General features: G+C 69.3%; 15 protein-coding genes, 1 tRNA gene, 1 pseudogene and 1 riboswitch. Of the genes and pseudogenes, 9 read left to right on the top strand and 8 right to left on the bottom strand.

The window, feature by feature from the left end:
* Nucleotides 1–349 precede the first annotated feature (349 nt).
* Nucleotides 350–1,102: an MBL fold metallo-hydrolase gene (locus ABT381_RS32055; RefSeq protein ID WP_351600420.1), complete on the top strand. Its 753-nt coding sequence runs from the start codon at nt 350–352 to the stop codon at nt 1,100–1,102.
* 94 nt (nt 1,103–1,196) lie between these two features.
* On the opposite strand, the gene ABT381_RS32060 is transcribed toward ABT381_RS32055, so the two are convergent.
* Both ABT381_RS32060 and ABT381_RS32065 read right to left on the bottom strand, forming a co-directional pair.
* On the bottom strand, nt 1,197–2,450 hold the full coding sequence (locus ABT381_RS32060) for a PTS transporter subunit EIIC (protein ID WP_351600422.1): 1,254 nt from the start codon (nt 2,448–2,450) through the stop codon (nt 1,197–1,199).
* A 250-nt stretch (nt 2,451–2,700) separates the two neighbouring features.
* Nucleotides 2,701–4,011, bottom strand: a complete 1,311-nt coding sequence (locus tag ABT381_RS32065; protein ID WP_351600424.1) for a PTS transporter subunit EIIC — start codon at nt 4,009–4,011, stop codon at nt 2,701–2,703.
* Nucleotides 4,012–4,237: 226 nt separating this feature from the next.
* Between ABT381_RS32065 and ABT381_RS32070 the strand changes: the two genes are divergently transcribed.
* The 5 genes from ABT381_RS32070 to rdgB all read left to right on the top strand — a co-directional run bounded on the left by ABT381_RS32070 (nt 4,238) and on the right by rdgB (nt 6,967).
* Nucleotides 4,238–4,471, top strand: coding sequence for a PTS sugar transporter subunit IIB (locus ABT381_RS32070; protein WP_030250235.1), 234 nt, complete (start codon nt 4,238–4,240; stop codon nt 4,469–4,471).
* Between the two features lie 141 nt (nt 4,472–4,612).
* Complete coding sequence (gene rph, locus ABT381_RS32075) at nt 4,613–5,344, top strand: ribonuclease PH (RefSeq protein ID WP_351600426.1); 732 nt, start codon at nt 4,613–4,615, stop codon at nt 5,342–5,344.
* A 202-nt stretch (nt 5,345–5,546) separates the two neighbouring features.
* Nucleotides 5,547–5,708, top strand: coding sequence for an SCO1431 family membrane protein (locus ABT381_RS32080; protein WP_351600428.1), 162 nt, complete (start codon nt 5,547–5,549; stop codon nt 5,706–5,708).
* A 115-nt stretch (nt 5,709–5,823) separates the two neighbouring features.
* Entirely contained in the window at nt 5,824–6,231 is a 408-nt protein-coding gene (locus ABT381_RS32085; RefSeq protein WP_351600430.1) for a hypothetical protein, read from the top strand.
* Nucleotides 6,232–6,358: 127 nt separating this feature from the next.
* Nucleotides 6,359–6,967: an RdgB/HAM1 family non-canonical purine NTP pyrophosphatase gene (rdgB, locus tag ABT381_RS32090; RefSeq protein WP_351600432.1), complete on the top strand. Its 609-nt coding sequence runs from the start codon at nt 6,359–6,361 to the stop codon at nt 6,965–6,967.
* A gap of 76 nt (nt 6,968–7,043) precedes the next feature.
* Here the strand turns inward: rdgB and ABT381_RS32095 are convergent.
* The 5 genes from ABT381_RS32095 to bcp form a co-directional block, all read right to left on the bottom strand.
* Nucleotides 7,044–7,127: transfer RNA gene (locus tag ABT381_RS32095), tRNA-Leu, on the bottom strand.
* Nucleotides 7,128–7,180: 53 nt separating this feature from the next.
* Complete coding sequence (locus tag ABT381_RS32100) at nt 7,181–7,846, bottom strand: HNH endonuclease (RefSeq protein WP_351600434.1); 666 nt, start codon at nt 7,844–7,846, stop codon at nt 7,181–7,183.
* Entirely contained in the window at nt 7,843–8,514 is a 672-nt protein-coding gene (locus ABT381_RS32105; RefSeq protein WP_351600436.1) for an HNH endonuclease, read from the bottom strand. Before ABT381_RS32105 ends, ABT381_RS32100 begins: the two co-directional genes overlap by 4 nt.
* A 163-nt stretch (nt 8,515–8,677) precedes the next feature.
* Complete coding sequence (locus ABT381_RS32110) at nt 8,678–10,216, bottom strand: MFS transporter (protein WP_351600438.1); 1,539 nt, start codon at nt 10,214–10,216, stop codon at nt 8,678–8,680.
* Between the two features lie 226 nt (nt 10,217–10,442).
* A complete protein-coding gene (gene bcp / locus ABT381_RS32115; protein ID WP_030250220.1) occupies nt 10,443–10,910 on the bottom strand; it encodes a thioredoxin-dependent thiol peroxidase in 468 nt (155 codons plus the stop codon).
* A 238-nt stretch (nt 10,911–11,148) separates the two neighbouring features.
* Here bcp and ABT381_RS32120 point away from each other — a divergent pair, with 238 nt between their 5' ends.
* The 3 genes from ABT381_RS32120 (at nt 11,149) to ABT381_RS32130 (ending at nt 12,443) form a co-directional block, all read left to right on the top strand.
* Nucleotides 11,149–11,469, top strand: a complete 321-nt coding sequence (locus tag ABT381_RS32120; protein WP_031063178.1) for a DUF3618 domain-containing protein — start codon at nt 11,149–11,151, stop codon at nt 11,467–11,469.
* Between the two features lie 151 nt (nt 11,470–11,620).
* Nucleotides 11,621–11,923, top strand: a complete 303-nt coding sequence (locus tag ABT381_RS32125; RefSeq protein WP_019711573.1) for a GroES family chaperonin — start codon at nt 11,621–11,623, stop codon at nt 11,921–11,923.
* A gap of 92 nt (nt 11,924–12,015) precedes the next feature.
* Nucleotides 12,016–12,075: riboswitch (guanidine-III (ykkC-III) riboswitch) on the top strand.
* 47 nt (nt 12,076–12,122) lie between these two features.
* Nucleotides 12,123–12,443 (top strand): DMT family transporter, encoded by a 321-nt coding sequence (locus tag ABT381_RS32130; RefSeq protein WP_351600441.1) that lies wholly within the window; start codon nt 12,123–12,125, stop codon nt 12,441–12,443.
* Nucleotides 12,444–12,530: 87 nt separating this feature from the next.
* Here the strand turns inward: ABT381_RS32130 and ABT381_RS32135 are convergent.
* Nucleotides 12,531–13,058: pseudogene (locus ABT381_RS32135) on the bottom strand (transglycosylase domain-containing protein); the annotation flags it as partial.

A 13,058-nucleotide genomic window follows, 5' to 3' on the forward strand; every position in this document is an offset into this window, starting at 1 on the left:
CCGGCCGCCGCCCGCCGCGCCGCGGGCCCCGGTCCGAGCGGGCCCGCCCGTCGACGACCGCCGCCACCAGCGCCAGTACGACCACGGCCAGCACCGCCGGCCACCATGAGGTGTCCACGCCTGCCTCCTCGCTCGCCGCCGCTCACCGTACCCCCGGTATCACCCGCGCCCCCCAAAGGCCCACCCGGACTGGTGATTCCGCCCACAGCTCGCCCCGCTGGAGGAGCCACCGGCCCTTTCGCGCCTTACCCTCGTGGGCACTGCAACGAGTGGTACGGACCGGCCGAGCACGGCCCAAGCCCCGCATGGACCCGCCGCACCGCCCCCGCCCCCGGAGGTTCACGCCCCTATGAAGCTCACTGTCGTCGGATGCTCGGGGTCGTTCCCTTCGACGGAATCGGCCTGTTCGAGCTACCTCTTGGAGGCCGACGGCTTCAGGCTGCTCATCGACATGGGCAACGGTGCCCTCGGCGAGCTGCAGCGCCACTGCGGTCTCTACGACCTCGACGCGGTTCTCCTCTCCCACCTGCACGCCGACCACTGCATCGACCTCTGCGGATACTTCGTCGTGCGCTACTACCGCCCCGACGGCGGCCGCTGCGCCCCGATGCCGGTCTACGGCCCGGCCGGCACGGAGCGCCGCCTCACCGCCGCCCACGCCGACCTGCCCACCGAGCACGCCATGAGCGAGGTCTTCGACTTCCGCACGCTGGCCCCCGGCACCTTCACCGTGGGCCCCTTCACGATCCGTACGGAAAAGGTCAGCCACCCCGTGGAGGCGTACGGCTTCCGCATCGAGCACGGCGGCCGGTCGCTGACGTACTCCGGCGACACCGGGATCTGCGAGTCGCTGCACACCCTCGCCGAGGACACCGACTTCTTCCTGTGCGAGGCGTCCTTCACGCACGGCAAGGAAGACATCCCCGACCTGCACCTCAACGGCCGCGAGGCGGGCGAGCACGCGGCCCGCGCCCGCGCCGGCCGGCTGGTGCTCACCCACATCCCCCCGTGGACCGACCCCGGCATCAACCTCCGCGACGCCCAGGAGGTCTTCGAGGGCCCGGTGGAGGTCGCGAAGGCCGGGGCGGTGTACGAGATCTGACGCCCCGTGCCCTGACGTCCCGTAGACGTCTCGTACAGCACGAGGCCCCCGGAACCGTACGGCTCCGGGGGCCTCGTGCGTCACGAGCGGGGACTCACGCCTTGGTGAGGTCCTCGACCTCCTCCTCGGGCTCGCGGCCCGGGGTGGTGAGGTTGAACTTCGTGATCGCGAAGCGGAAGAGCACGTAGTAGACCACCGCGAAGACCAGCCCGATCGGGATGATCAGCCACGGCTTGGTGGCGAGGTTCCAGTTCAGCGCGTAGTCGATGAAGCCCGCGGAGAACGTGAAGCCGTCGTGCACCCCGAGCGCCCAGGTGAGCGCCATCGACACGGCGGTCAGCACCGCGTGGATCACGTACAGCACCGGCGCGATGAACATGAACGTGAACTCGATCGGCTCGGTGATACCGCAGACGAACGAGGTCAGGCCGAGCGAGACCATCATGCCCAGGACGGCCTTGCGGCGCTCCGGGCGCGCGGTGTGCGCGATGGCCAGCGCGGCGGCCGGCAGGCCGAACATCATGATCGGGAAGAAGCCCGACATGAACTGGCCGGCGCTCGGGTCACCCGCGAAGAAGCGGCCGATGTCGCCGTGCACGACCTTGCCGGCCGCGTCGGTGAAGTCACCGAGCTGGAACCACGAGACGGTGTTCACGAACTGGTGCATGCCGATCGGGATCAGCGCGCGGTTGATCAGCCCGAAGAGGCCCGCGCCGACCGCGCCGAGACCGGTCATCCACTCGCCGAAGCCGGAGATCGCCTCGCCGATCGGCTCCCAGACCAGGGTGAAGAGCACGCCGACCGCGGTGCCGACGAAGGCCATGATGATCGGGACCAGCCGGCGGCCGTTGAAGAAGCCGAGCCAGTCCACCAGCTTGGTGCGGTGGAAGCGCTGCCACAGGATCGCGGCCAGCAGGCCCATGATGATGCCGCCGAGCACGCCGGGGTTGTTGACCACCGGCTCGACCCACTTGCCGTGGTCGATGTGGCCTTCCTCGACGGGGAACGCCTTGAGGACATTGCTGTAGACCAGGAAGCCGACCAGGGCGGCCAGCGCGGTGGAGCCGTCGGCCTTCTTCGCGAAGCCGATGGCCACGCCTATGCAGAACAGCAGCGGCAGGTTGTCGAAGACAGCACCGCCCGCCGCGGCGAAGACCTTCGACACATCGATCCAGCCCAGGCCGTCCTTGCCGAAGACGTCGGGCTGGCCGAGCCGGTTGAGGATGCCCGCGGCGGGCAGGACGGCGATCGGCAGCTGGAGGCTGCGACCGATCTTCTGCAGGCCCTGGAACAGGCCGGATCCCCGCTTCTTCGCGGGTGCCGCCTTGCCGGCGGTGGCCGTACTCATCGGATTCCTCCTGGTGAGGCGGGCTCAGGGGAAAGGGGCAGCCCGCTAGTTTGGTCTACACCACTCAGTGGTTTAGACCATACTTAGCATGTCGTCACCGCATAAAGGAATCCGTTCCTCCCGATCGTTACGACGGCACGCGGAACGGCTCCGGAATCCATTATTCCGGAGCCGTTTTCCGACCACACAGGGGCATTCCCCGACCACACAGAGGCGTTCCCGACCCCGCAGGGGAGTCCGCCGCCCGCAGCTACTTCACGTTCTGCTGCTCCATCGCCTCGCCCACTTCCTCCGGCTCGCGCCCCGGAGTCGCCAGGTCGAACTTGGTGATCACGAAGCGGAAGACCGCGTAATAGACCACCGCGAAACACAGCCCGATCACAATGATCAGCCACGGCTTGGTCGCCAGGCTCCAGTTGATGACGTAGTCGATCAGACCCGCCGAGAAACTGAATCCGTCGTGCACCCCCAGCGCCCAGGTCACCGCCATCGACACGCCCGTCAGCACCGCGTGCAGCGCGTACAGCAGCGGCGCCACGAAGAGGAACGAGTACTCGATCGGCTCGGTGATCCCCGTGACGAACGACGTCAGACCGACCGACAGCATCATGCCCGCGATCTCCTTGCGGCGGTGCCGCTTCGCGCAGTGCGTGATCGCCAGCGCCGCCGCCGGCAGCGCGAACATCATGATCGGGAAGAACCCGGACGTGAACTGGCCCGCACTCGGATCGCCCGCCAGGAACCGGTTGATGTCACCGTGCACCACCGTCCCGTCCGGCTTCGTGAAGTCGCCGAACTGGAACCACATGAACGTATTCAGGAACTGGTGCATGCCGATCACCAGCAGCGCACGGTTCGCGACACCGAAGATCCCGGAGCCCGTCGAACCCAGATCCACCATCCACTTGCTGAAACTCGTCAGCGCGTCACCGATCGGCGGCCACACGAACAGACAGACCACCGCGAAGAGCAGCGCCACGAACGACATGATGATCGGGACCAGCCGGCGGCCGTTGAAGAAGCCGAGCCAGTCCACCAGCTTCGTACGGTGGTACCGCTGCCAGAACCACGCCGACAGCAGCCCGATCACGATGCCGCCGAACACCCCCGGATTCTGGTACCCGGCCGGCGTCCCCGTCCCGTCCTTCGCCACGCACGCGCCCCCCAGCGGCCCGCCGCTCACGAAGGTCGCGCCGCTCGCGCAGTCCACCGGGAACTGGTGCAGCACGTAGTAGTACACGAGGAAGCCCGTGACGGCCGCCAGCGCCGTCGACCCGTCCGCCTTCTTCGCCATGCCGATCGCGACGCCGACACAGAACAGCAGCGGCAGCCCCAGCGAGGAATCCAGCAGGGCCTGCCCGGCCCCGGCGAACACCTTCGCCACGTCGTCCCAGCCCAGCCCGTCCGCGCCGAAGACATCGGGCTGCCCGAGCCGGTTCAGGATGCCCGCCGCCGGCAGCACCGCGATCGGCAGCTGCAGGCTGCGCCCCATCTTCTGCAGGCCCTGGAACAGCCCGCCGCCCCACTTCTTCCTCGGCGCCGCCGCCGCGTCCGAACTCATCCGCATCCTCCCGGCCGCCGGCCCCACGACGGCCGACTCGTGCTTGCCGCATACTGGTGGTGTAGACCATTCGTAGTGGCGCTACGGGGCCTCCCGGAGGCAACTCCAGGTGGTCGCCATCATTCGCCAGGCAACGGACATACGCCCGTCCAACAGGGCTGAACGTGCGTTACCGTGTGGAATCCTTCGGCACAACCGCCGACGGCCGAGACAAGCAGGAGTGGACATGGCCAGCAAGGCTGAGAAGATCGTCGCCGGGCTCGGTGGCCTCGACAACATCGAAGAGGTCGAAGGCTGCATCACCCGTCTCCGCACCGAGGTTGTCGACCCCTCCCTCGTCGACGAGGCCGCCCTCAAGGCCGCCGGCGCGCACGGCGTCGTGAAGATGGGCACCGCCATCCAGGTCGTCATCGGCACCGACGCCGACCCGATCGCCGCCGACATCGAAGACATGATGTGAGCATCGCGCATCGGAACATCGCGCAACGAAACCGCGATGTGAGCTGAGCCGACGGCCCCCGCCGCGCTCGCCCCGAGGCCCCTTCCGTACGTGCGTACGCACCGGAACGGGGCCTTCGGTATTCCCGATAGGGTCGGCACCATGTCTCGTATCGACGGCCGCACCCCCGAACAGCTCCGCCCCGTCACCATCCAGCGCGGATGGAGCAAGCACGCCGAGGGCTCCGTCCTCATCTCCTTCGGCGACACCAAGGTCTTCTGCACCGCCTCCGTCACCGAAGGCGTACCGCGCTGGCGCAAGGGCAGCGGCGAGGGCTGGGTGACCGCCGAGTACTCCATGCTGCCGCGCTCCACCAACACCCGCGGCGACCGCGAATCCGTCCGCGGCAAGATCGGCGGCCGCACCCACGAGATCAGCCGCCTCATCGGCCGGTCCCTGCGCGCCGTCATCGACTACAAGGCCCTCGGCGAGAACACCATCGTGCTGGACTGCGATGTCCTCCAGGCCGACGGCGGTACCCGTACCGCCGCGATCACCGGCGCGTACGTCGCGCTCGCGGACGCCGTCGCCTGGGCCCAGGGCAAGAAGCTCATCAAGGCCGGCCGCAAGCCGCTCACCGGCACGGTCTCCGCCGTCTCCGTCGGCATCGTCGACGGCACCCCCCTCCTCGACCTCTGCTACGAGGAGGACGTCCGCGCCGAGACCGACATGAACGTCGTCTGCACCGGCGACGGCCGCTTCGTCGAGGTCCAGGGCACCGCCGAGGCCGAGCCCTTCGCCCGCGACGAGCTCAACGCCCTCCTCGACCTGGCCGTCACCGGCTGCACGGACCTGGACAAGGCCCAGCGCGAGGCCCTGGCGCAGACGCTCTGACCGCCGCGGGGGCGCGGCGGCGCACCCGGCCGTGCGCCCCGCCGCCCCGCCTTCCGGCGATCTGTGATGTTCCCCTCGTGGGACCTGCATCTCTAGGAATGCTCGCGGCACGGGCGCAAGGTGGGACATGCACCCCGTATCTCCCGTACGGGCACGGGGCGCATCTCTCCCCCCAGCACCCCACGACGAGGACTCCACCGTCATGCCTGCTGAAGCCGCTGCCGCCGCCCTCGACGCGCCTGCCGCCCGCACGGGCGGCCCCGACGACCACTCGCCGTGGATGGAACACGTCCTCGGCTGGACCCTCGTGGTCGTCCTCGCGATGTTCCTGACGCAGACAGGTCTCATCACCGGACTTTTCTGACGTTACGCCGCGAAGGCAGCGGTAATCGCGGCCACAATCGCGGCCGGTCGGCAACCAAAACCGGGCGCCACGCGTTCCTCCCTTTACCTGTTCATTGCAAAGAGAGGGCCCGTCCATGTCCGCACACCGCTCCGTCCGTCGCCGAACGGTCATGACCGCCGCCTCCGCCGTGGCGGCCATCGCCCTGGCCGTCCCCGCGCTCTCCGGCTGCGGTGCCGTGCAGACCGCACTGGACTGCGCGCAGACCGCCGCCGCGGTCGGCCAGAACGTCGACGCCCTCCAGCAGGCCGTCTCCGGCGGCGCGGACAACCCCGCAGAGGCCCAGCAGGCCCTCGACAAGATCGACAAGAACCTCGGCGAGCTCGGCGACAAGACCGACAACGCCGACATGGGCAAGGCCGTCGACGACCTCTCCCGCGGCGTCAAGGACGCCCAGAAGTCCCTCGACCAGGGCAAGACCCCCGACACCACCCCCATCGAATCCGCCGCCTCGGAACTCACCAAGATCTGCACACCGGGCTGAGGCCGGGGTCGGGGGGCGGGGCCGGGGCTCGCGTCTGGGGGACGGGGCGGCGGGCCGGGGCCCGCTCGGGCCGTGCTCGTAGCCCGCCCCGGACGTGGTCCGTCCCGGACCGGGATAATCCCTCACCATGAAGCACCAGCGCCTGATCCTCGCCACCCGCAACGCCGGCAAAGTCACCGAACTCCGCGCCATCCTCACGGCGGCCGACCTCGACATCGAGCTGGTCGGCGCCGACGCCTACCCGGACGTCCCCGACGTGAAGGAAACCGGCGTCACCTTCGCCGAGAACGCCCTCCTGAAGGCCCACGCCCTCGCCCAGGCCACCGGCCACCCCGCCGTCGCCGACGACTCCGGCCTCTGCGTGGACGTACTCGGCGGCGCCCCCGGCATCTTCTCCGCCCGCTGGGCCGGCCGCCACGGCGACGACCAGGCCAACCTCGACCTGCTCCTCGCCCAGCTCGGCGACATCGACGACGAACACCGCGCGGCCCACTTCGCCTGCGCCGCGGCACTCGCCCTCCCCGACGGCACCGAGCGCGTCGTCGAAGGCAAGCTGGAGGGCACCCTCCGCCACACCCCCACCGGCACCGGCGGCTTCGGCTACGACCCGATCCTCCAGCCCGAAGGCGACACCCGCACCTGCGCGGAACTGACGGCAGACGAAAAAAACGCCATCAGCCACCGAGGCAAGGCGTTCCGCGCTTTGGCCCCGGTCGTACGTGAGCTGCTGGGCTGACCGGCCTCCACGAGATGCCGAAGGCCCGGCCTCCTAGGTGCGGGGCCGGGCCTTCGAAACCATGGTCAATAAGTCGTGCGGCCGGAGGGACTCGAACCCTCAAGGGATTTCTCCCACAGCATCCTAAGTGCTGCGCGTAGGCCAATTCCGCCACGGCCGCTAGCCGCCAGCCATGGTACCGGCTGGCGGCTGACGTGCGTCTGCGGCAGGGGATCAGGGGCTACTCGAGCGCTTGCCGCCTCCTCGGCACCAGGTACGGGTGGTCGCATGGCAGTTGGGGCAGAGAAGCCGCAGGTTCTCGAGCCGATCGTCGCTCCAGTCGCCGTCGATGTGGTCGATCTCCAGCGTCATCGGCTTACCGGTCCAGACCGGCCCGGTGCCGCACTCGAAACAACGCTCGGCTACGCCCACTTGTCGTAGCGCGCGGCGGAGCAGCACTGTCTTCGTCCGGCGCGTGCCGTCGTGCTTCACCAGGATGCTCTCCGGTGGCCTCATGGGCGTCGTGCCCGGCTTGCCCCGCCGGTGCCCCTGGCCGAGGAAGTGTGATGTGTCGAGATCCCGCTCGGAGATCCAGTGCCTGAGCAATTGCCGGGTGCGGCTGTTGTCGGGCAGGTCGAGTTTGCGCAGGGCATCCGCCAGCGAAAACGAAGTGGAAACGACCTTGGGCAGTGCGCGAGGGGCGGTGGCGCCGTACCGCGCGTACTTCCGGCGGTGGAAATGCGAAACGTCGATGCCGAAGTGCTCGAAGCGCTGCAGCAGATAGCGGCGCAGCCGTTGATAAGGGCGAGTGCCGAAGAAGGTGATGACTTCGTCGATGTCCGTGCAGGACTGGGCAGCTTCGGCCATCCGCTCTCGGGTGTACTTCAGCCCGCTGCTCACGTCGTCGCCTCTCCGGCCGGGCCTACGGCCCTGCGGCGTTTGTTCCTGCCTCGGTAGGTGTCGGTGCACGAGTGGCAGTTCGGGCAGAGGAGGCGCAGGTTCTCCAGGCGGTTGTCCCGCCAGTTGCCGTCGACATGGTCCACCTCCAGCGGCAGTGGGCGGCCGCGCCAGAGCGTGCCCGTTCCGCAGAGGGCGCAGCGTTCGGACACGCCGTGGGCCAGCATGGCGCCCTTCAGCCGGTCGGGGTGGGTGCGGCGGGCGTTGGCCGGGTCCTGCTCCACGAGGAGCTCTTCGAGAGTGCGCCGTCGATGCGGGCTGCGCTTCGTACGCTCGCTTTCGCCGAAGTGTGACGTGTCGATCCCCAACGCCCGTATCCGCCGGCTGATGTGGGTGTGGTGGCCGCCGACGACGTCGAGGCCCAGGTGGCGGAGGACCTCGCACATGCTGGTCGAAGAGGTTACGGCTGCTTCGAGGACGTCCTTCGTCCAGCGCGTGCCCTCCCGTTGGAAGTGGGAGGTGTCTATGCCCAGGGCCTTTATGCGGGCGCGGAGGTAGCTGCGGGACGGGCCCTTCGGGTCCACGCCGAGTCGGCGTAAGGCTTCCGAGAGGGTGTGGGAGGCGGCCACGGCCTCGGAGAGGCGGGCGTGGGTGTACGGGCTGGCGGGCATGGACGTTCCCCCGTTCGGTGACCGGTCGCTTCGGCGGCCGATTGTTCTGGTGTCGAACGGAACAACGGGCCTCGCTGGGCGGGGGTTACGCGGAGTGACGGGCAGGAATGAAGAATCCCCCGATCGAGTGATCGGGGGATTCGGGGAGGGGTTCAGCGCGTGGTCAGAAGCGGGGGTCCGGGGACTGGGCCGAGACCATTTCCACCGCTTCTTCGTGGGTGGCTACTGAGGGCGGGGAGCCCTCCAGGGGCTGTTGGGCGGTTTCCTTCATGAAGAGGACGGCGATGACGCCGATGAGGGCCGCGCCCATGGCGTAGTACGCCGGGACCATCTCGTTGCCGTGGAAGGCGCCCATCAGGGCGGTGATGACCAGGGGGGTCGTGCCGCCGAAGAGGGACGTGGAGAGGTTGTAGCCGATGGAGAGCGAGCCGTAGCGGACGTTGGTCGGGAAGAGGGCCGGGAGGGCCGCCGACATCGTGCCCAGCAGGCAGACCAGGGAGAAGCCCATCAGCAGCATGCCGATGCAGACGAACAGCAGGCTGCCGTCCTTGACCAGCAGGAAGGAGGGGATGGAGAGGACGAAGAAGCCGAGCATGCCGGTCATGAGCAGCGGCTTGCGGCCGAAGCGGTCGTTGAGCCGGCCGACGAAGTTGATGACCAGCATCAGGACGACCATGGTGCCGAGCAGCACCAGCAGGCCGTGCGACTCCTTGTAGTGGAGCGTGTCGGTCAGGTACGTCGGCATGTACGACAGCAGCATGTAGTCGGTGATGTTGTACGCGCCGACCAGACAGATGCACAGGATGAGCGCGGGCCACTGCTGGGAGAAGATCTCGCCGAGCTTCTTCTTGGGGGCGTTCTCGGAGAGGTGCGAGAACTCGGCCTCCTCCTCGGTGAGTGAGCCCGTGGCGCTGTGCGTCTCGCTGGCCTCCAGCTTCTGGAAGGCCGGCGTCTCGTCGAGCTTCATCCGCAGGTAGAGACCGACGATGCCGAGCGGGCCCGCGACCAGGAAGGGCAGCCGCCAGCCCCAGTCGCCCATGGCCTCGGAGCCCAGCGAGGTGTTCAGGAGCAGGACCAGGCCGGCCGCGCCGGTGTACCCGGCGAGGGTGCCGAACTCCAGGAAGCTGCCGAAGTAACCGCGCTTCTTGTCGGGGGCGTACTCGGCGATGAAGGTCGAGGCGCCGCCGTACTCACCGCCCGTCGAGAAGCCCTGGACCAGCCGGAAGAGGATCAGCAGGACCGGCGACCAGACGCCGATCGAGGCGTACGACGGGATGAGGCCGATGGCGAAGGTGCCGACGGCCATCATGATCATGGTGAAGGCGAGGACCTTCTTGCGGCCGATGCGGTCGCCGAGCGGGCCGAAGTACGCGCCGCCGATGGGCCGTACGAGGAAGGCCACGGCGAACGTCGCGAACGAGGACAGCAGGCTCGCGGTGTCGCTGCCGCTGGGGAAGAAGACGTGGCCGATCGTGACCGCGAGGTAGCTGTAGATGCCGAAGTCGAACCACTCCATCGCATTACCGACGGCGGCGGCCTTGACGGCGCGCTTCACGATCTTTTCGTCGGTGATGGTGATGTCGGTGCGGCGGAGTTTGGGATTCCTGCGGCGGGCGACGGCCCGGAAGAGCGCGCGGTGGCGCCTGACTGCCTCCCGATCCAGCTCGGTCCCGGAGGCGGCATCGGTACTGCCGGTCGGCACGAGTGCGGTCCTCTCGCTCGGTCGGTCCGCGCACTGCGCGGTGGGCTCGTTTCGAAAGGGGCGTCTGCGCGGTTACGGAGTCGGTCAAACCACTTTGGCGGCAGAACGCGATATTCGTCACTCGGTGTAGGCCGTTTAGGGTCGGTGTGAGGGGGTTCCGGAAGGGGGCGGGAGGGTCCCGGCCGCGGGCCGAGAGCGGCCCGCGGACCGAGGAACGCCCCGGCCGTTACAGGCCCAGGTCCTTGATGATCTTGGCGACGTGGCCGGTGGCCTTGACGTTGTACAGCGCGCGCTCGACCTTGCCCTCCTCGTCGACGATGACGGTGGAGCGGATGACGCCGGTCACCGTCTTGCCGTAGAGCTTCTTCTCGCCGAAGGCGCCGTACGCCTCCAGGACGCTCTTGTCGGGGTCACCGAGGAGGGTGACCTTCAGCTCCTCCTTCTCGCGGAACTTCGCGAGCTTCTCGGGCTTGTCGGGGGAGATGCCGATGACGTCGAAGCCGTGGCCGGCCAGGAAGTCGAGGTTGTCGGTGAAGTCGCACGCCTGCTTCGTGCAGCCGGGGGTCAGGGCCGCGGGGTAGAAGTAGACGATGACCTTGCGGCCCTTGTGGTCGGCGAGCGAGACCTGCTTGCCGTCCGCGTCGGGGAGGGTGAAGGCGGGGGCGGTGTCGCCGGGCTGCAGTCGCTCGCTCATGGCTCTCCTCATGGGTGGGTCGGTGGGCGTGCCGACCGCGGTGGTCACTTGTTCTGTTCCGAGGTTACTGAGGTCCACCGGCGGCCCCTCCCGCCATCGGCCGGTTCCCCTCTTTGTACGCCGCGTGGGCGCGTTGATCGGGGGTGCCGTGGAGCGGGACGGGTGCTGAGCTGACAGACTGTCCATCAGGAACCATCGAGGATCTGTACTCACCGGCCGAGACGACGGAGGCAGCGCGGTGTCGGATGCCAGGACCCCTGCGCAGATCGAGGCGGACATTCTCCGCCGGCGGCAGGAGCTCGCCGTGACGCTCGACGAGATCGGCGTGCGGCTGCACCCCAAGACGATCGTCGGCGACGCGAAGGCGAAGGCCGCGGCGGCAGTTGACCGTACGGCCGGACGGGCGTACGTGGTCGCGAACCGAGCCGTCTCCGACGTCCGCGCGCAGCTGGTGTCGGAGGACGGCGCGCCGCGGATGGAGCGGATCGTGCCGGTGGCGCTGGTCGCGGTGGGTCTGGTGGGGCTGCTGGCGATGGGCGCACGCAAGCGCCGGTCGTAGGCACCAGCCGTACGCATCGGTCGTACGCACCAGTCGTAGCCATGAGGGCCCTGGCTGCCGGGCCGGGGCCCGGCTCGTGCCCCGGGGCAGGTACGGTCTTGGCGTGAGCCCGAACAACACTCAGGACAGCCACGACAAGCTGCCGATCCGGATGCTGCACGACCGGGTGCTCGTCCGTACCGATATCGCCGAGGGCGAGCGACGCTCGACCGGCGGCATCGTCATCCCGGCGACGGCCGCGGTAGGCCGCCGGCTGGCGTGGGCGGAGGTCGTCGCGGTGGGGCAGAACGTCCGTACCGTCGAGCCGGGGGACCGGGTGCTGTACGACCCGGAGGACCGCGCCGAGGTGGAGGTGCGCGGCGTCGCGTACGTACTGATGCGGGAGCGCGACCTGCACGCGGTGGCGGCGGAGCGCCTGGAGGGCGCCGAGGACTCCACCGGGCTGTACCTCTGACCCGGGACCTCCGACCCGGGCCGATAGGCCTGACCTGTACGAATATCCCCGCGGGCGGTGACCGGTGTCACCGCCCGTTTCGTCGTGGCTTGCTAAGGTCGAAGACATCCCGACGAGACGCGCCGTACCGGGTCATGACAAGACGACGCACCCCCTGTAGATGCGCGCACGCGTGTGCGCTGGTCATGGAGGTGCCGTCATGGCATGGATACTGCTGCTCGTCGCCGGTCTGCTGGAGGTCGGCTGGTCGATCGGGATGAAGTTCACCGAGGGATTCACCCGGCTGTGGCCCAGCCTGTTCACGGGCGCGGGCATCATCGCGAGCATGGCCCTGCTGTCGTACGCGGCGAAGACGCTGCCGATCGGTACGGCGTACGGCGTGTGGGTCGGCATCGGTGCCGCCGGCGCGGCCGTGGTGGGCATGCTGGTGCTGGGCGAGCCGGCGACCGCGGCCCGGATCTTCTTCATCTGCCTGCTGCTGGTGGCCGTCGTGGGTCTGAAGGCGACCTCCGGGCACTGAGAGAGCACGCAGGGCACGCAAACAAAGCGCGCGAAGCACGCAGAGAGAGACCCCGGTGGCCGTCCGGCCGCCGGGGTCTCGCGCGTGTTACTGCCGGCCCGGCGGCGTTTCGGGCGCTCCGCCCGGGCCGCCGCCGCCCGGTTCCACCGTCGGGAAGTCCTCGGTGGGTGCCGTGGTGGGCGGCGGCTCGGTCGGGAAGGTGGGCTGCGGCGGTTCGACGGTGGTGGGCGGCGCGGTGGTCGGCGGGAGGGTGGCCGGGGACGAGTTCGGCGGCGGGGTGCTGGGCGCCCCCGTGTCGCCGCCCGGGGCGGTGGGCGACCCGGTGGCCGTGGGCGCCGGGTCGGTGGCGCCGCTCTCCAGCTCGAGGTCGAAGTCCTTGGCGGGCTTGCCGTTCAGCGCGGCCGCGGTGTAGTCGGCCCAGATCTCGGCGGGGAAGCCGCCGCCGTTGACGCGGGCCAGGCCGCCCGCGCCGTACAGCGGTTCCTGCGCCGCGGTCTTGGGGTTCTGGCCGAGTACGGCGACGACCGTGGCCAGGTCGGGGGTGTACCCGGCGAACCAGGCGGCCTTGTCCTCCTCGGCGGTGCCGGTCTTGCCGGCGGCGGGGCGGCCCGCCGC

Source organism: Streptomyces sp. NPDC000151 (genome assembly GCF_040301705.1).
GTDB lineage: Bacteria > Actinomycetota > Actinomycetes > Streptomycetales > Streptomycetaceae > Streptomyces.